The following is a 17,594-nucleotide window of genomic DNA, read 5'->3' as shown; positions in this document are numbered from 1 at the left end:
GGCTTGGCAGGTGCGCCCGGCCGGGAGTGCTCTGGCCCTGCGTGTGCCCGCACCAGGAGCCCCGGGAGTACGAGATGTCCCTCCGCGTCACTGCCGCCGCAGCCGTTCTCCTCGCGCTCGCCGCTGCCGTTCCCGTCCACGCCGACACCCACGATCCCGCCCCCGACCCCCACCGCGACCGTGGCCTGTTCCTCACCGTCTCGGGCGGCGACGAGAGCTGGATCCGGGGCGTCCGGCTGCGCTGCTCGCCCCGTCCCGCCGGGCCCCATCCCCACGCCGAGGGCGCCTGTGCGGCTCTCGACACGGCGCGCGGGAACCTCGACCGGCTGCGCGGCGACCAGCACCCGTGCACCAAGAGGTTCGACCCGGTCACGGCCCGTGCCGTGGGCGAGTGGCGCGGCCTCCGGCTCGACTGGCGCAAGACCTACCCGAACGCGTGTGTCCTGGACACCGAGACGGGCCCGCTCTTCCGCTTCTGAACCCACCGGGCGTTGTGCGACAGTCACGTGAACAGGCCCTCATGGCCATGGACGTGTCAACATCGTCGTCCTAGCGTCACCGCATGCCGACCACGATCCGGCGGGGCGGTGTCACCGTGCTCGCCGCATTCCTCCTCGCCTGGGCGCTGCTGCCACTGACGGGCGCCCACGCCGACGACATCCCCCTCGCTCCCGGCCACCGGCTCGTGCCCGGATACACGGGCGCCGCCGCCACGCCCGGGCCGGTGCCCGGTGACGACCCGCCGCAGCATCCGTACCTCGCGCCCAACGGCCGCAGCGGAATGCACGCGGACGCGGCGGGCAGCGGCACGTACCCATGGAGCGGCCCGCTGGGCCATGCCCCCGTCGTACGCAGCGCATCCATGGCGGTGCTGGGCGGGGAGTGCGCGAACGTCACCTTCGACCGCGCCGGCCGTATCGTCACTGTCTGCGGCACGTTCTCGGGCTTCGTCGTCAAGCTGCTGGATCCCGCCTCGCTGGCCACACTCGCCGAGTACGCGCTGCCACAGCGCCCGTCCACCGTCGAGGCCATCACCCGGCTGGACTTCTCCCGGATCTTCAAGGACACCTCCGGCGGAGCGTACTCGTACCTCGACAACGAGGACCGGCTCGTGCTCGCCGACTCCCGCCAGCACATCGTGCGCCTGGCCCACACCCGGGGCGCCGACGGGACATGGCGGTTCACCGTCGACGCGGACTGGGACCTGACGGCGCACGTCCCGCACGACTGCGTGACGTGGACCAACCTCCGCCCCAGTGGCGAGTGCGACCCCGTGACATCGGTGATGCCGGACTGGGAAGGCCGCGTCTGGTGGGTGACCCGTCAGGGGAGGGTGGGCACGCTCGACCCCGCCGACGGCACGGTGCGGTCCTTCCGGCTGCCCGGCGAGGAGATCCAGAACTCCTTCTCCGTGGCCGAGGACGGCGTCTCGATCGTCTCCGACCACGCGCTCTACAGCTTCCGGGCCGGGCCCGACGGCACTCCGGAGGTGGTCTGGCGGCAGGTCTACGACCGGGGCAGCGGCGCCAAACCCGGCTCGGTGAACCAGGGCTCGGGCACCACGCCCGACCTGTTCGGAGCGGGCGGACACCGCTACGTGGCGATCACGGACAACGCGGACGACCGGATGAACGTCCTCGTCCACCGGCGCGAGCCCGGCGTGCCGGACGACCGCCGACTGGTGTGCACGGTGCCGGTGTTCACCCACGGCCGGTCGACCACCGACAATTCCCTGATCTCCTGGGGCAACAGCCTGGTCGTCGAGAACAACTACGGCTACGAGAACGTCACCTCGCTCACCTTCGGCCGCAGCGTGACCGGCGGCGTGACCCGGATCGACGTACGGGCCGACGGCAGCGGCTGCGACACCGTCTGGGAAAGCCCGGTCCGCTCACCGTCGACCGTCCCGAAACTCTCGACCGCCAACGGGCTGCTGTACTTCTACAGCAAGGACCCGCACCCGCTCGGCATCGACGCCTGGTACCTGACGGCCGTCGACTTCCGCACCGGCGAGGAACGCTGGCGCAGGCTCACCGGCACAGGCCCGCTGTACGACAACAACTGGGCCCCCATCACCCTGGGCCCGGACGGCACGGCGTACGTCGGCGTCTTCAACGGCCTGGTCGCGGTGCGGGACTCCACGCCAAGCAGCTGAACGTGCCACAGCACGTAGCGTCGTGCTCACGCTCCGCAGTGGTGAGCCGTGCCCACGGCCCGGCTCACGTGTCGCGCGTGGCGGCCATCCCGATCGTCACCAGCCCGAGCACCACCCAGCCGAACCACAGCCAGCCGTTGCTGCCGAGCGCCACCGTGTACGCCGTCGTCACCACCAGCGCCCCGATGGTGAGCCCACCCATGGTCTTCGTGGAACCGGACATGCGCGTCCTCCTCATGGCGGCCGTACCGCCATGGTCACCCCAGAACAGGGGTCCGCGCTACTGTCCGCGCGCCTGCAGCGAGGCCAGGTAGGCGTTGTACGCCGCCAGCTCCTTGTCCCCGTCCCGGTCGGCCGCCCGGTCCTTGCGTACCGCCTGGCGCTGCTCGGACCGGTACCACTGGTACACCAGTGCGATCAGCACCAGCACGGAGGGGATCTCGCTGAACGCCCAGGCGATGCCGCCCGCCGCGTTCTGGTCGGCCAGCGCGTCGATGCCGAGCGAGGCCGGCGGGTTCTCGTACACCTTGACCATCGGCTCCGTCGCCATCATCAGCGCGATGCCGAAGAAGGCGTGGAAGGGCATGCCCGCGAACAGCTCCAGCATCCGCATCACATAGCCGGGCCGGTGCGGCCCCGGGTCCACGCCCATGATCGGCCAGAAGAAGACCAGTCCGACGGCGAGGAAGTGCACCATCATCGCGATGTGCCCCGGCTTGGAGCTCATCAGGAAGTCGAACAGCGGCGTGAAGTACAGGGCGTACAGGCTCGCGATGAACAGCGGGATCGTGAACGCCGGGTGCGTGACGATCCGCATGTAGCGGCTGTGCAGCAACGCCAGCAGCAGCTCGCGCGGCCCCTTGTCCCCCCGCCGTGACGCGACCGGCAGCGCGCGCAGCGCCAGCGTCACCGGCGCGCCGAGCAGCAGCAGGATCGGCGACAGCATGCTGATGACCATGTGCTGCACCATGTGGACGCTGAACATGACCATGCCGTAGTCGTTCAGCCCGGTGCACATCACCAGCGCGACGCTCAGGACGCCGACGACGAAGAACACCGTCCGGCCGACCGGCCAGCCGTCGCCGCGCCCGCGCAGCCGGGCGACACCCCACGCGTACAGGCCGAGGGCCAGCAGGCAGCCGACGAGGAAGAAGGTGTCCGGCGAGAACGCGAGCCCGCGCCCCAGCGTGAAGGGCGGCAGATCCATGGGCATGCCGTGCATCCCGTGCCCGCTGTGATCCATCCGCCGGCTCCTGTCTCGTTTCGTGCTGGGTTGTCCGCTTGCCGGTCCAGACTAGAACCGCCCCCGGTCGCGGCTGCGACCGGGGGCGGTTCATTCAGCACACAACCGACATCACAGGACGGTCTCGGCCTCGTCGTACCGCTCCGACGGCACCGTCTTCAGCGTCTCCACGGCCGCGGCCAGCGGCACCATCACGATGTCCGTGCCGCGCAGCGCGGTCAGCATGCCGAACTCGCCCCGGTGCGCCGCCTCCACCGCGTGCCAGCCGAACCGGGTGGCCAGGACCCTGTCGTACGCGGTCGGCGTGCCGCCCCGCTGGACGTGGCCGAGGATCACCGCGCGGGCCTCCTTGCCGAGCCGCTGCTCCAGCTCGCCGGCCAGCTGCTGGGCCACGCCCGCGAACCGCTCGTGCCCGTAGATGTCCTTGCCGCCCTCGTTGAACTCCATCGTGCCCGCGCGCGGCTTGGCGCCCTCCGCCACCACCACGATCGCGAACTTCTTGCCCGCCTCGAAGCGCGCGCCGACCCGGGCGGTCAGCTCGTCGATGTCGAAGGGCCGCTCGGGGACGACGATCGCGTGCGCACCCGCGGCCATGCCGGAGTGCAGGGCGATCCAGCCGGTGTGGCGGCCCATGACCTCGACGATCAGCACGCGCTGGTGGGACTCGGCGGTGGTCTTCAGCCGGTCCAGCGCCTCCGTGGCGACCCCGACGGCCGTGTCGAAGCCGAAGGTGACGTCGGTCGACGCGATGTCGTTGTCGATGGTCTTCGGTACGCCGACGATCGGCAGCCCCGCCTCGGAGAGCAGGTTGGCCGCCTTGAGGGTGCCCTCGCCGCCGATCGGGATGATCGCGTCGAGGCCGAGGTCGGCGACGTGTCCCTTGGCCCGCTCGACGCCGTCGACGAGATGCGCCGGCTGGACGCGGGAGGAGCCGAGGATCGTACCGCCACGGGCCAGGATGCCGGCCACCGCGTCCAGGTCGAGCTTGCGGTAGTCGCACTCCAGGAGGCCCTTCCAGCCGTCGTGGAAGCCGATGACCTCGTCCCCGTGGTCGACGACGGCGCGGTGCACGACGGAACGGATGACGGCGTTCAGACCGGGGCAGTCGCCGCCGGAGGTGAGCACACCAATGCGCATAGCCCGAAATACCTTTGCAACGTGGGCCGACTCCCGGACCACGTCGTCCGGTTGGATCCCCGCCACCCTACCGGCGTTGGGTGACGGGGCCGAAACGAGCGTCCGACTACTGGACGGTAGTCGTACGAACCGACAAAACCTGGGGACCGACGGTCCGTCAGGCCGGCTGCGCGGCCGCCGCGATGCGCTCGGCGCGCAACGCCTCGTACCACCGGTCGTCGGTCGGCGGCAGCGCGTTCACATCGAGGGCCAGCTTCAGCAGCAGGTCCGCGATCTGCGGATTGCGCGCCATGACCGGTCCGTGCATGTACGTCCCGAAAACGGTGTCGTTGTACGCGCCTTCGGTGCCGTCCCCGGTGCCGTTGCCGTTGCCGAACACCGTCCGGGCGAACGGGCGGGCCGTCGGACCGAGGTGCGTGACGCCCTGGTGGTTCTCGAAACCGGTCAGCTGGGGCAGGCCCAGGCGCGGGTCGATGTCCGCCAGCACGTCACCGACGCACCGGGCGCCCTCGCCGCGCGTCGAGATCACGTCGAGCAGGCCGAGGCCCGGCTCCCGCTCCCCGAGGTCGTTGATGAACTCGTGGCCCAGGATCTGGTACCCGGCGCACACCGAGAAGATGATCGCGCCGTTCTCGGAGGCCCGGTTCAGGCCGCCGTCACGGCGCAGCCGCTCGGCCGCCAGCCGCTGCGGCCGGTCCTCGCCGCCACCGATCAGGTAGATGTCGCCGGACGTCGGGATCGGCTGGTCGCTGCGCACGTCCACCCGCTGCACATCCAGCCCCCGCTGGCGGGCGCGCCGCTCCACCACGAGGGCGTTGCCCTGGTCTCCGTACGTACTGAGCAGGTCCGGGTAGACCCACACGAGACGCAGACTGCTGTCGCTCATGCTCATCCTTCTGAGGGTCAGTTGCCGACGCGGCGGCGGACGTCCTGGAACGCGGTGTAGTTGGCGATCAGCTCGATCCGCCCGGGCGGGGAGAGCTGCGCCGCCTCGTCGACGGTCTCGCACACCCGGAAGTCCAGGCCCGCGACTTCGAGCCGCACCGCCAGGTCCAGCCGGCGGTCGCCGATCACCACGATCGGGTGCCCGGCCAGCCGCGTGTAGTCGACGTCCCAGAGCCAGGAGGTGTCCGTGCCGTCCGCGCCACGGGCGTTGACGGACAGGATGACCGGCGTCGGCGGCGGGTCGATGAGCGAAAACGTCTCGAGCCAGCCGGCCGGGTTCTTCGCCAGCAGCAGCCGCAGGTCGCGGCCTTGGAAGGAGACCACGTCGTACCGGCCGGCCACCGCCTGCACCTGGTACATGCGCTCCAGCGCCACCTGCGGCGGTACGCCGAACACGGCCGCGACAGCCGCGGAGGTGGCGGCGTTCGCCCGGTTGGCGCGGCCCGGCAGCTGGAGGTGGATCGGCCAGGCCGAGCCGTGCGGATCCAGCACGTGGTCGCCGCTGAGCGCCCAGCTCGGCGCGGGGCGGCGGAAGCCGCACTCACCGCAGAACCAGTCGTCGCCCGGCCGCTGCATCACACCGCCGCAGGCGGGGCACGACCAGGCGTCGTCCTTCCACTCCTGACCGGCCGCCACCCACACGACGTTGGGGCAGGAGGACGCGGCCCACACGACGAGCGGGTCGTCGGCGTTGGCGATGACGACCGCCTTCGTACCGGACAGGCCCTCGCGCCACTTCTCGGCGAGCATCCGGGTCTCGGCGGCGCGGTCCAACTGGTCGCGGGAGAGGTTGAGCAGCGCGATCGCCTTGGGCGTGACATCGCGCGCGACACCCGCGAGGTACTTCTCGTCCACCTCGATCACGCCGTACTTGGCGTCCGAGCCGCCCGCGAGGGCGGAGGTGATGCCCGCGGGCATGTTCGCGCCGAGCGCGTTCGAGACGACCGGGCCACTGGCCCGCAGCGCCTCGGCGATCAGCCGCGTGGTGGTGGTCTTGCCGTTGGTCGCCGACACCAGGACGACGTCCAGGTGCTGCGCCAGCCGCCCCAGCAGGTCGGGGTCGAGCTTGAGCGCCACCTTGCCGCCGATCACCGATCCGCTGCCGCGTCCCGCGGCGCGTGACACCGCCGCTGCGGCCTTTCCTGCCGTCACGGCCAGCTTGGCGCGCGGCGACAGCGGCTCCGTGTTGCCTGCCATCGTCCTTGTTCCTCCTAGCGTGGGTCCGGGCTCAGCCTATCCAGGTCCGGCCGGGCGCCCGAACCGCGCCACCTGCCTAAACCCGCGGTCCGGGTGGAACGTACGCTGGACGCCATGCGAAACCGGCCGATCCCCGGCAGTTCCGGCCATGTACGAGCCATGACCCTGCTCGGCGACCCGGTCCTGCACACCCCCTGCGAGCCCGTCACCGACTTCGGCCCGTCCCTGTCCCGGCTCATCGAGGACATGTTCGCGACGATGTACGCGGCGAACGGCGTCGGCCTCGCGGCGAACCAGGTCGGGGTGGGCCTGCGGGTCTTCGTCTACGACTGCCCCGACGACGAGGACGTCCGCCACCTCGGCCACCTCGTCAACCCGCGCCTGGTGGAGGCGGACGGCGTCACGCTGCGCGGCCCGGAGGGCTGCCTGTCCCTCCCGGGCATCGAGGCGGGCACGGAACGCTTCGACCGCGCGGTGGTCGAGGGTGTCGACCTCCTGGGTACGCCGGTGCGCGTCGAGGGCACGGGCTTCTTCGCCCGCTGCCTCCAGCACGAGTGCGACCACCTGGAGGGCATGGTCTACCCGGACCGCCTCTCCGGCTGGCGCCGCGCCCGCGCCCTGCGGGCGGCGAAACGCGCCCCCTGGGCGCGCGCCCACTGACGGCTGCGGGCCGCGGCCCCGCACCCGCCCTAGAACCCCGGCCCGCCCGCCCTGTCGTCGACCTGCTCCAGGCGGCCCCACAGCAGGTCCGCCAGGCCTCGGACCAACTCCTCCCGGGAGCAGGGGCGTTCGCCGAGCCACCAGTCGCCCGCCGCGTGCATCATGCCGACGATGCCGTGGCCCCAGACCCGCGCCAGCGCCTCGCTGCCCGGCCCCAGGTCGACGCGCTCGGCGATCACCTGCGCGAGCTCCTCGCCCATGCGGCGCAGCACGGGTGCCGAGTGGCGGCCTATGTCGAAGCCCTGCTCCGACTGCTGGCCGGTGCCGGTGTCCTCCGAGGGGTGCATCAGGAACCGGTACACCTGCGGCCGCGCCTCGATCGCGGCGAGGTACGTGTCGAGCGTCGCCTCCACCCGCTCACGCCGGTCGGCGGGCGCGTCCAGCGCGGCGCGCAGGGCGGACAGCAGGGCGTCCGTGTGGCGCTTGGCCAGCGCCCGGTACAGGCCGCCCTTGTCGCCGAAGTGCCGGTAGAGGATCGGCTTGGTGATGCCGGCCTCGGCGGCGATGGCGTTCATGGACGCCTGCGGCCCGTCGCGGAGGACCACCCGGTCCGCGGCCTCGAGCAGTTCGCGTCGCCGCTGGTCGGCCGACCGCTGCTGGTCGGTCCGGTGTGTGGTGTCCATAGGGTGTCTCCCCGCCCGTGCGATGTCCGTAAGACCCGCGCAACGTAACACCCACCCCGGCGGGCCGGCCGGTTGACAGCTGCTACTTACCAGTAACAGACTGCTGTTACCGCAAGTAACACGCCGGGAGGGAACATGGCCGAGTTCACGTTTGAACTCAACGACGACCAGAAGCAGGTCCGTGACTGGCTGCACGGCTTCGCCAAGGACGTGATACGACCGGCCGCCTCCGAGTGGGACGAGCGCGAGGAGACCCCCTGGCCCATCATCCAGGAAGCCGCCAAGGTCGGCATCTACTCCCTCGACTTCTACGCCCAGCAGTTCTTCGACCCCACCGGCCTCGGCATCCCCATGACCATGGAGGAGCTGTTCTGGGGCGACGCGGGCATCGCCCTGTCCATCGTCGGCACGGGCCTGGCGGCCGTCGGCGTCCTCGCCAACGGCACCGAGGAACAGATCGGCACCTGGATCCCGCAGATGTACGGCGACCCCGACGACGTCAAGGTCGCCGCCTTCTGCTCCTCCGAGCCCGACGCCGGCTCGGACGTCGCCGCCATGCGTACCCGCGCCGTCTATGACGAGGCCAAGGACGAATGGGTCCTCAACGGCACCAAGACCTGGGCCACCAACGGCGGCATCGCCAACGTCCACGTCGTCGTCGCCGTGGTCGACCCCGAGCTCGGCTCCAAGGGGCACGCCTCCTTCATCGTCCCGCCGAACACCCCCGGCCTCTCCCAGGGCCAGAAGTTCAAGAAGCACGGCATCCGCGCCTCCCACACCGCCGAGGTCGTCCTCGAAGACGTCCGCGTCCCCGGCTCCTGCCTGCTCGGCGGCAAGGAGAAGCTCGACGAGCGCCTCGCCCGCGCCCGGGAGAAGGCGAAGACCCAAGGCGAGCGCGTCAAGAACGCCGCCATGGCCACCTTCGAGGCGTCCCGCCCCGCCGTCGGCGCCATGGCGGTGGGCACCGCCCGCGCCGCGTACGAAGTGGCCCTGGACTACGCCAGGACCCGCGTCCAGTTCGGCCGCCCCATCATCGACAACCAGGGCGTCGCCTTCCAGCTCGCCGACATGCGCACCCAGATCGACGCCGCCCGCCTCCTGGTCTGGCGCGCCTCCTGGATGGCGACCACCGGCAAGCCGTTCACCTCCGCCGAGGGCTCGATGTCCAAGCTGTACGCCAGCGAGGTCGCCAAGAAGGTCACCGCCCAGGCCGTCCAGATCCTCGGCGGCAACGGCTTCACCCGCGAGTACCCGGTCGAGCGCATGCACCGGGACAGCGCGATCTACACCATTTTCGAGGGCACCAGCGAGGTCCAGCGCCTCGTCATCGCCCGCACCCTGTCCGGCATGCCGATCCGCTGAGCCGGGCACGGCGGGGCGCCTCCCCCGAGCGAGGCGCCCCTTCCGTACCCGTGACCTCACTTCACGGACCCCGCCATCACGCCCTGCACGAAGTGCCGCTGGAAGGCGAAGAAGACCACCACCGGCACGATCAGGGACAGGAAGGCGCCGGGCGCCAGGACGTCGATGTTGGAGCCGAACTGGCGGACCTGGGACTGGAGTTCCACCGTCAGCGGCTGGGAGGAGCTGTCGGCGAACAGCAGCGCCACCAGCATGTCGTTCCACACCCACAGGAACTGGAAGATCGCCAGGCTCGCGATCGCGGGCCGGCCCACCGGCAGGACCAGTCGGGTGAAGATCCGCCACTCGCCGCCGCCGTCCATCCGCGCGGCCTCCAGCATTTCGCGCGGGATGTCGGCGAAGTAGTTGCGCAGCAGGAAGACGGCGAACGGCAGCCCGTACGCGACGTGGAACAGCACCACGCCCGGGATCGTGCCGAACAGGCCCAGTTGCCCGAAGAGCTTGGCGACCGGTAGCAGGCCCACCTGGACCGGGACCACCAGCAGGGCCACCACCATCAGGAAGATCCAGTCGCGGCCGGGGAACTCCAGCCAGGCGAAGGCGTATCCGGCGAGGGCGGCGATGGCGACGACGAGGACGGTCGTCGGTACCGAGATCAGCACCGTGTTCCAGAACGCCCGGGTGATGCCCGCGTTGCCCAGCAGCGCCGTGTAGTTGTCGAGAGACAGCTGACCCGGGCTGGTGAGCGCGGTCCACCAGCCGCTCGCCGCGTTGTCGTTGGCCGAGCGCAGCGAGGACAGCAGCAGCCCGGCCACCGGGGTGATCCAGACGAGGCCGACCACCGCGAGGAACGCCTGCACCAGGCTGTTGCCCAGCCGGCGGCGGAGGCGGCCGCCCCGGGGCCGGGCGGGTGCCGGCCGGACGGGCGGGGGAGGAGCGGTCGCTTGCGAAGGAGGTGCGGTGACGGTCGCGCTCAAGACTGGCTCCTTCGGAAACGGCGGACGTTGAACACCATGGCGGGGATCACCAGCAGCAGGAGCAGCACACCGAGCGCACTGCCCAGCCCCTGGTTGTTCCCGCCGCCGAAGGAGACCAGCCACATCTGGGTGGCCAGTACGGTGGCGTCCTCCTGCACCGGGCCCGGCGCGATGATGTAGATCAGGTCGAAGACCTTCATCACATTGATCACCAGGGTCACGAAGACCACCGTCAGCACCGGTGCCAGCAGCGGCACGGTGATCCGGCGGAACACCTGCCACTCGCTCGCCCCGTCCATCCGCGCCGCCTCCAGCGCGTCGCGCGGCAGCGACGACAGTCCGGCGCCGATGAGCACCATGGCGAAACCGGTCCAGATCCACAGGTAGGCGCCGATGATCGCCGGGGTGACGAGGGCAGGACCGAGCCAGGAGACGCCCTCGTACGGCGGCGCGAAGTTCGCCGCGGGCAGCTTCACCGTGTACGTGCCCGGGGCCAGGTCCGCGAAGCGGAACGAGCCGTCGGGCGCCGTCGTCGCCGTGGCGACCGCCTTCCCGTCCCGTACCGCCTCCACCGTCATGCCCGGCAGCCCGCGCTCTTCGGGGTCGATCACGCCCGGCCGCCCGCCGCCGCCGGGCGTGAAGTCCAGGTAGACGGCACCGCGCACCTCGTCCGCGGCGGCTTGCACCGCGGCGGGCTTCGCCTCCCCCGGCACGTCCTTGGGCGGCACACCCACGAACCCCAGGCTCACGGCGCTGCCCGGCGCGACGGCCGCGGCCGTGCCGTACGACCCGTCCGGGCCCTTCTGAAGGCCCTGACCGTCCCGGGCCCTGGCCGTCGGGTACGAGGACGAGCCCTTGAAGGCGTCGTGCACACCGACCACCGCCGCGTTGAGCACACCCTTGTCGGGGTCCTCCTCGTAGGCGAGCCGGAAGATGATGCCGGCCGCCAGGAAGGAGACGGCCATCGGCATGAACAGCAGCAGTTTGAACGCGGTGGCCCAGCGGACCTTCTCCACCAGCACGGCGAGGATCAGCCCGAGCCCGGTGAGCAGCGTCGGGGCGACGACGACCCAGATGGCGCTGTTGCGGATGGCGGTCAGGGTGGCGGGGTCGCGGAACATCTCCGCGTAGTTCTCCCCGCCGACGAACCGGCTCCCGCCGGCGTCGAAGAAGCTGCGGCCGACCGAGAACAGGACGGGGTGGACGACCAGCGCGCCGAGGAGCAGCAGTGCGGGCAGAACGAAGGCGACGGCGATGGTCCGCCGGCGGCGCTGGGCGCGCCGCCGGGGACTCGCGGCCCCCACGGGAGTGGTGAGGGTGGTCATGTCGTCAGTCCTTGTACGCCTTGGCCGCCGCGGCTTCCAGCGCCGCCGCGGTCGCCGCCGGGTTCGAGGGGTCGCGCAGGAAGTCCTGGAGCAGCTTCCACTCGCCCACGCCCTTGGTGCCGCCGAACGAGGCCGGGGCCTGGTCCGACATGTCGAAGCGCACCGAGTCCCCGGCGAAGATCAGGGACGTGGCCGTCTCGCGCAGCGTGTCGTCACCGTACGAGGCGAGGTCCAGCTTCCGGTTGGGGGACAGGAACCCGCCCGCCTCCGCCCACACGGCGGCCGCCTCGGGCGTCGCCAGGTACTCCAGGAACGCCGTCGCGGCCTTCTGGTTCTTGCCGTCCTTCAGGACGACCGCCGCGTCACCGCCGCTGACCACCGGGGCCTTGCCGCCCGCGACCGAGGGAAAGGGGAAGAAGCGGGCGTCCTGGCCGACCTTCTTGCCGAACTGGTCCTTGGCGATCCCGGCGACGAAGTCGCCCTCGTACACCATCCCGGCCTCCGGCTCGGGGCCGAAGACCTTCTCGACGGAGCCGGGGAAGTCGGTGCTCAGCGCGCCCTTCTGGCCGCCCGCGATCAGCTTCTTGTCGGAGAACAGCTGCCCGAGCGTGGTCAGGGCCTTCACCACGGTGGGGTCGGTCCACGGGATCTCGTGCGTGGCGAGCTGGTCGTACTTGTCCGGCCCGGCCTGGGAGAGGTAGATGTTCTCGAACCAGTCGGTGAGCGTCCAGCCGTCCTCGCCGGCGACCGCGAAGGCGGGCAGGCCGGAGTCGGAGACGGCCTGCGCGCTCTTGAGCATCTCCTCGTACGTCTTCGGCGGCGTGACGCCCGCCTGCTCGAACGCCTCCGGGCTGTACCAGACGGTCGACTTGTGGGCCGCCTTGAAGTACAGGCCGTACAGCGTGCCGTCGACCGTGCCGTACTCCTTCCAGACGGGCGCGTAGTTGGCGTTGACGGCGCTCGCGGTCTTGTCGGAGAGCGGCCTCAGCCAGCCCTTCTTCGCGAACTGCTGGAGCACGCCGACCTGCGGGACCATCACGACGTCGGGCGCGTTGCCGCCCTCGATCTTGCTGCCGACGACCGTGGAGACGTTGTCACCGGTCGACGTGAACCGGGTCTTGGCCCCGGTCTTCGCCGTGAAGGCGTCCAGCACCTTCTGGAAGTTCTTCTGCTCGGCGCCGGACCAGACACCGGCCACATCGAGGGTCTGGCCGCTGAGCTCCTTGCTCCCGCCGCCCGCGCTGACCGGGCCGCCGCCACAGGCGGTCGCCCCCAGCGCCAGGGTCAGCGCCGAACAGCACGCCATCGCCATCCGTCGTCGCGTCATCATCGTGATACCTCCGAGGTGGTGTGGTCACCGGTCCACCAGGCGGCGGTGGATCCGGGCAGTACGCCGACCGGGCAAGGGCCGCTGGACAGCAGGGGGGCGCCGGAGACCGGCGCGGGCACCGGGTCGGCGGTGAAGTTGACGGCGCAGACGAGGCCCTCGCCGCGCTCGAAGGCCAGGACACCGGGCGGGGACTCCAGCCAGCGCATGGTTCCCTCGCCCAACTGCGGCAGCCCGTGCCTCAGTTGGAGGCCGTCGCGGTACAGGTGCCAGAACGAGCGCGTGTCGGCGAGCGCCCGGTCGGTGGCGTGCTCGGCGAACCAGCCGGGCTGCGGCAGCCACGGCTTGGCGCTCTCGGCGCCCGTGCTGAACCCGAACGGCGAGGCGTGCCCCGACCACGGCAGCGGTACGCGGCAGCCGTCACGGATCCGGGCCCGGCTGCCGGTGCGCCGGAAGATCGGATCGGTGAGCACCTCGTCCGGCAGGTCCACGACCTCCGGCAGGCCCAGCTCCTCGCCCTGGTAGATGTACGCGGCGCCCGGCAGCGCCAGCATCAGCAGCGCCGCGGCGCGCGCCCGGGCGGCGCCCAGGCCGCTGCCCTCGGTGCCGGACTCGCCGTAGCGGGTCACCGTGCGCACCTGGTCGTGGTTGTTGAGCACCCAGGTGACGGTGGAGCCGGTGCCCGCGATGTCCCGGATCGCCTCGTCGATGACCGTACGGAAGGTGGCGGCGTCCCAGGGCGCGCTCAGCAGGTCGAAGAAGAACGCCTGGTGCAGCTCGTCGGGGCGTACGTACTTGGCGTGTTCGCGGGCGCTGGGTACGGAGACCTCGCCGACGAGCAGCCGCTCGCGGCTGTCACAAGTCGTGTACTCCTCGCACACCGCGCGCCAGTGCCGCCACACGTCGTGCACCTCGGGCTGGTTCCAGGCGAGCGGGTTGACCGAGTCGCGGGTGCGGGCGTCGGCCTCGGGGTCGGGGGCGTCGGGCAGGTCCGGGTGCTTGAACAGCCCGGCGGCCACGTCGATCCGGAACCCGTCGACGCCCCGGTCCAGCCAGAACCGCAGCACGTGCTCGAAGTGGGCGGGCACCTCGGGATTGCGCCAGTTCAGGTCCGGCTGCTCGGGCGTGAACATGTGCAGGTACCACTGGCCGGGCGTGCCGTCCTCCTCGACGACCCGGCTCCACGCCGGACCGCCGAACATGGCGTGCCAGTTGTTGGGCGGCACGTCCCCGCCCGGGCCGCGCCCCTCGGCGAAGTGGAACCGGGCGCGGGCCTCGCTGCCGGGGCCGGAGGCGAGCGCCTCGCGGAACCAGGCGTGCTCGCTGGAGCAGTGGTTGGGGACGATGTCCAGCAGCACCTTGATCCCGAGCCGGTGCGCGTCCGCCACCAGCCGGCCGAACTCGTCCAGGTCGCCGAAGACGGGGTCCACATCGCAGTAGTCGGCGACGTCGTAGCCGTGGTCGGCCTGCGGTGACGGGTAGAAGGGGCTCAGCCAGATGCCGTCGACGCCGAGCTTCTTGAGGTAGGGAAGCCCGGCGCGGACCCCGGCGAGGTCGCCGATGCCGTCACCGGTGCTGTCCAGGAAGCTGCGGACGTACACCTGGTAGATCACCGCGTCGCGCCACCAGGGGTGGGTCGATCGGTGCGTGAGGCGCTGCGAGAGGCCGTCGCCGGCCGGAGCTGTGAGCATCACCCGTTGACCTGTTTCTTCGTGAAGGGGTGCGCGCCATCCAGAGCGGGTAGCGGTTATGCATACATGTTAAGTAGGCGTGACGGCAAGGTGTCAACGGTGGTGCAGAAATCGGCGGGAGTTGGCGGCGTATATCCCTTATGACCCACGGTCCGGTCAGGGTTTGGCCACCATGTGAATACCTAACTGGTAACTAGATCGCCGCGGGGAGGGTGAAGTGTCAGCGGCGGTGTGCGATGGCCGCGAGCTCCCCGGCCAGCCGCCGCACGGCCGCCTCGGGCGTCTGGTGCTGCGCCATCGCGTCATGCGCCACGGCCTGCACGGCCAGGCTGACCTGCTCGTAATGCGGGCTCTTGGGGCGCGGCGCCGCCGACAGCACGCTCGCCCGCAACGCGGGCAGGTACGGGAACCGCCGCACCAGCGCCGGGTCCTCGTAGAGCGCCGCCCGCACCGGCGGCAGCGCGCCCTCGCTCAGTACGCGGCGCTGCACCTGCTCACTCGTGAGGTACGCGATGAGGTCCCGCGCCGACTCCGGGTGCCGCGCATGGCTGCTCACCGCCAGGTTCGACCCGCCCAGCACGCTCGTGCCCGGCCCCTCCGGCCCCGGCAGCGGCACCGCGCCGAACTTCCCCGCCACCCGGGAGTCCTTGCCGGACGCGCCGGCGTAGGCGTACGGCCAGTTGCGCAGGAACAGCAGCCTGCCCTCCTGGAACGCCTGTCGCGACTCCTCCTCCGTGTACGTCAGCGCTTCCCGGGGGATCCAGCCGTCCCGTACGCCCCGGGCGAGGAACCCGATCCCCGAGCGGGCCGCCGCCGAGTCCACCGTGACCCGCTCGCCCTCGTCGCCGAGGATCGTGCCGCCCGCCGAGTACACGGCCTCGGCGGCGTTCACCGTCAGCCCCTCGTACGGCAGGAACTGGCCCGCGTACCCTCCGAGGCCGTACCCCGGGGCGATCGTCCGCGCCTGCCGCTCCAGCTCCGCCCAGGTGCGCGGCGGCCGCTCGCCCTCGCGGTCGAGGACGTCCTTGCGGTAGAAGAGCATCCCGGCATTCGTGACATACGGGACGGCGTACAGCTTTCCGTCGTACGTCGCCGTGTCGACCACCGGCGGCAGGAAGCTGTTCAACGGGAAACGCCCACGGTCCAGCGGCGCGATCCACCCGGCGGCAGCGAACTCCGACGTCCAGGCCACGTCGATGTTGAGGATGTCGAACCGGCCCGCCCCCGACCGGAGATCGGTGATCATCTGGGCCCGCGTCTCGTCCGCCGAATCCGGCAGCTCCACCAGCGTGACCTTCTCGCCCGGGTGCGCACGGTTCCAGCCGTCCAGCACCCGGCCCAGGTAGCCGGTGAGGTCCCCGGCCGTGGCCAGGGTCATCGGACCCCGTCCACCCTGGGGCACCTGGCCCGCCGGGGCGGTACCGGAAGCCGCGTACCCGGTCAGAATGACCATGACGACCAGGAGACCCCTACCCGCGGCACGTATCCACCGCATAGGTTCCTCCCTGTGCACCCGGCGCATGACATCGGCGTCCGCGTCTCGGGCATGTATACCCGTTAGGCATGGGCGATACTAGAGCCCCCATCACATCGGGAGCACGCGGAGGAGGACAGCACGAGTGCGCCTTCCTCTCCTCGCCCTCCTCGCCCGCGGCCCCGCCCACGGCTACGAGCTCAAGCAGGACCTTGAGCAACTGCTGGGCGCCGCGTACCCTCCCACCAACGTCGGCCAGATCTACGTGACCCTCGGCCGGCTGGAGAAGTCCGGCCTCATCGAGGGCGAGGAGATCGCCCAGGAGAGCCGGCCCAACAAGAAGATCTACCGCCTCACCGACGCCGGGCGGGAAGCACTGCGCGCCTGGTTCGAGGAGACGGCCGACGAACCGAGGGTCCGGGACGAGTTCTTCATGAAGCTCGCCCTCGCCCCGCGCACCGGACTCGCCGACCAGATCGCCCTCATCAACAAACAGCGACGCGAGTACCTCAACACCATGCGCAACCTCTCCAAGCTGGCCGCGACCGAAGACCGGGACAACCGCATGTCGCACCTGCTGATCGAGGGGGCCATGCTGCACCTCCAGGCCGACCTCGACTGGCTGGAGCGCTGCCAGGAGGAACTGGAGGACCTGCAGTGACGGACACCTCCATACCGCTCTTGCGGGCCGAGGGCCTCACCAAGACCCACTACGGTGAGGGCGCCCCCGCCCATGCCGTACGCGGCGTCGACCTCTCCGTACGGCACGGCGAATTCGTCGCCGTCACCGGCCCGTCCGGCGCCGGGAAGTCCACTCTGCTGCACCTGCTCGGCGGCCTCCAGCGCCCCGACAGCGGCTCCCTGTGGCTCGACGGCGAGCGGACCGACGGCTACAGCGAGGCGCGCTGGGCGGTCGAACGGCGCCGCCGCATCGGCATCGTCTTCCAGTTCTTCAACCTCGTCTCCAACCTCACCGTCGCCGACAACGTCGAACTGCCCGCCCTCCTCGCCGGCACCTCCGCCAAGCAGGCCCGCGCCGAACGCGAGAAGCTCCTCGCCGAGCTGGGCCTGGAAGGCAAAGCGCGCAGCATGCCGGGCCAGCTGTCCGGCGGCGAACAGCAGCGCGTCGCCCTCGCCCGCGCCCTGGTCAACCAGCCGCGCCTGCTGCTCGCCGACGAACCGGCCGGCAGCCTCGACAGCAAGGGCACCCGCGAGGTCATGCGGCTGCTGACCCGCTTCCACCAGCGCGGCCAGACCATCGTCCTCGTCACCCACGACGCCCGGCTCGCCAGCGCCGCGGACCGGGTGATCAGCTTCTTCGACGGCCGGATAGCCGACGACGCCGAGCTGGGCGGGACGCCGCCGCGCCGCACCGGCCCGGCCGGCGTCATCGCGCTGAACGAACTGAAGGACTGACC

Annotated in this window: 17 protein-coding genes; 6 read left to right on the top strand and 11 right to left on the bottom strand. The window is 71.2% G+C overall.

What is annotated here, in order from left to right:
- The first annotated feature begins 74 nt into the window (after nt 1-74).
- Nucleotides 75-479: an SSI family serine proteinase inhibitor gene (locus BKD26_RS06540; RefSeq protein WP_084896999.1), complete on the top strand. Its 405-nt coding sequence runs from the start codon at nt 75-77 to the stop codon at nt 477-479.
- 83 nt (nt 480-562) lie between these two features.
- Nucleotides 563-2,155 (top strand): hypothetical protein, encoded by a 1,593-nt coding sequence (locus BKD26_RS06535; protein WP_084896733.1) that lies wholly within the window; start codon nt 563-565, stop codon nt 2,153-2,155.
- A 64-nt stretch (nt 2,156-2,219) separates the two neighbouring features.
- Here BKD26_RS06535 and BKD26_RS40140 read toward each other — a convergent pair whose 3' ends face one another.
- From BKD26_RS40140 to BKD26_RS06515, 5 genes are all read right to left on the bottom strand, one after another.
- Complete coding sequence (locus tag BKD26_RS40140; RefSeq protein ID WP_179166440.1) at nt 2,220-2,378, bottom strand: hypothetical protein; 159 nt, start codon at nt 2,376-2,378, stop codon at nt 2,220-2,222.
- A gap of 57 nt (nt 2,379-2,435) precedes the next feature.
- Entirely contained in the window at nt 2,436-3,398 is a 963-nt protein-coding gene (locus BKD26_RS06530; RefSeq protein WP_084896731.1) for a cytochrome c oxidase assembly protein, read from the bottom strand.
- 111 nt (nt 3,399-3,509) lie between these two features.
- Nucleotides 3,510-4,535, bottom strand: coding sequence for a 6-phosphofructokinase (locus tag BKD26_RS06525; protein WP_084896729.1), 1,026 nt, complete (start codon nt 4,533-4,535; stop codon nt 3,510-3,512).
- Between the two features lie 157 nt (nt 4,536-4,692).
- Entirely contained in the window at nt 4,693-5,421 is a 729-nt protein-coding gene (locus tag BKD26_RS06520) for a glutamine amidotransferase (RefSeq protein WP_084896727.1), read from the bottom strand.
- Nucleotides 5,422-5,438: 17 nt separating this feature from the next.
- On the bottom strand, nt 5,439-6,677 hold the full coding sequence (locus BKD26_RS06515; protein WP_084896725.1) for a MurT ligase domain-containing protein: 1,239 nt from the start codon (nt 6,675-6,677) through the stop codon (nt 5,439-5,441).
- Nucleotides 6,678-6,791: 114 nt separating this feature from the next.
- On the opposite strand from BKD26_RS06515, the gene def reads away from it, so the two are divergent.
- Complete coding sequence (gene def, locus BKD26_RS06510; protein WP_084896998.1) at nt 6,792-7,337, top strand: peptide deformylase; 546 nt, start codon at nt 6,792-6,794, stop codon at nt 7,335-7,337.
- Between the two features lie 29 nt (nt 7,338-7,366).
- On the opposite strand, the gene BKD26_RS06505 is transcribed toward def, so the two are convergent.
- Nucleotides 7,367-8,020 (bottom strand): TetR family transcriptional regulator, encoded by a 654-nt coding sequence (locus BKD26_RS06505; protein WP_084896723.1) that lies wholly within the window; start codon nt 8,018-8,020, stop codon nt 7,367-7,369.
- Nucleotides 8,021-8,155: 135 nt separating this feature from the next.
- Between BKD26_RS06505 and BKD26_RS06500 the strand changes: the two genes are divergently transcribed.
- Complete coding sequence (locus BKD26_RS06500) at nt 8,156-9,382, top strand: acyl-CoA dehydrogenase family protein (RefSeq protein ID WP_084896721.1); 1,227 nt, start codon at nt 8,156-8,158, stop codon at nt 9,380-9,382.
- A 56-nt stretch (nt 9,383-9,438) separates the two neighbouring features.
- On the opposite strand, the gene BKD26_RS06495 is transcribed toward BKD26_RS06500, so the two are convergent.
- The 5 genes from BKD26_RS06495 to BKD26_RS06475 form a co-directional block, all read right to left on the bottom strand.
- A complete protein-coding gene (locus BKD26_RS06495; RefSeq protein WP_084896997.1) occupies nt 9,439-10,257 on the bottom strand; it encodes a carbohydrate ABC transporter permease in 819 nt (272 codons plus the stop codon).
- A gap of 98 nt (nt 10,258-10,355) precedes the next feature.
- Entirely contained in the window at nt 10,356-11,684 is a 1,329-nt protein-coding gene (locus tag BKD26_RS06490) for an ABC transporter permease subunit (RefSeq protein ID WP_084896719.1), read from the bottom strand.
- Nucleotides 11,685-11,688: 4 nt separating this feature from the next.
- On the bottom strand, nt 11,689-13,014 hold the full coding sequence (locus BKD26_RS06485) for an ABC transporter substrate-binding protein (RefSeq protein ID WP_084896717.1): 1,326 nt from the start codon (nt 13,012-13,014) through the stop codon (nt 11,689-11,691).
- On the bottom strand, nt 13,011-14,702 hold the full coding sequence (locus tag BKD26_RS06480; protein WP_084896715.1) for a glycoside hydrolase family 13 protein: 1,692 nt from the start codon (nt 14,700-14,702) through the stop codon (nt 13,011-13,013). The genes BKD26_RS06485 and BKD26_RS06480 overlap by 4 nt, the downstream gene beginning before the upstream one ends.
- A gap of 220 nt (nt 14,703-14,922) precedes the next feature.
- Entirely contained in the window at nt 14,923-16,197 is a 1,275-nt protein-coding gene (locus BKD26_RS06475; RefSeq protein WP_084896713.1) for an ABC transporter substrate-binding protein, read from the bottom strand.
- A gap of 124 nt (nt 16,198-16,321) precedes the next feature.
- Here BKD26_RS06475 and BKD26_RS06470 point away from each other — a divergent pair, with 124 nt between their 5' ends.
- Together BKD26_RS06470 and BKD26_RS06465 are read left to right on the top strand one after the other, a co-directional pair.
- Nucleotides 16,322-16,837, top strand: a complete 516-nt coding sequence (locus BKD26_RS06470) for a PadR family transcriptional regulator (protein WP_084896710.1) — start codon at nt 16,322-16,324, stop codon at nt 16,835-16,837.
- Complete coding sequence (locus tag BKD26_RS06465; protein ID WP_084896708.1) at nt 16,834-17,592, top strand: ABC transporter ATP-binding protein; 759 nt, start codon at nt 16,834-16,836, stop codon at nt 17,590-17,592. The genes BKD26_RS06470 and BKD26_RS06465 overlap by 4 nt, the downstream gene beginning before the upstream one ends.
- Nucleotides 17,593-17,594: the final 2 nt, after the last annotated feature.

Source organism: Streptomyces sp. CB03238, from assembly GCF_002099185.1.
GTDB lineage: Bacteria > Actinomycetota > Actinomycetes > Streptomycetales > Streptomycetaceae > Streptomyces.
This window is presented reverse-complemented; position numbering and strand designations above follow the sequence as displayed.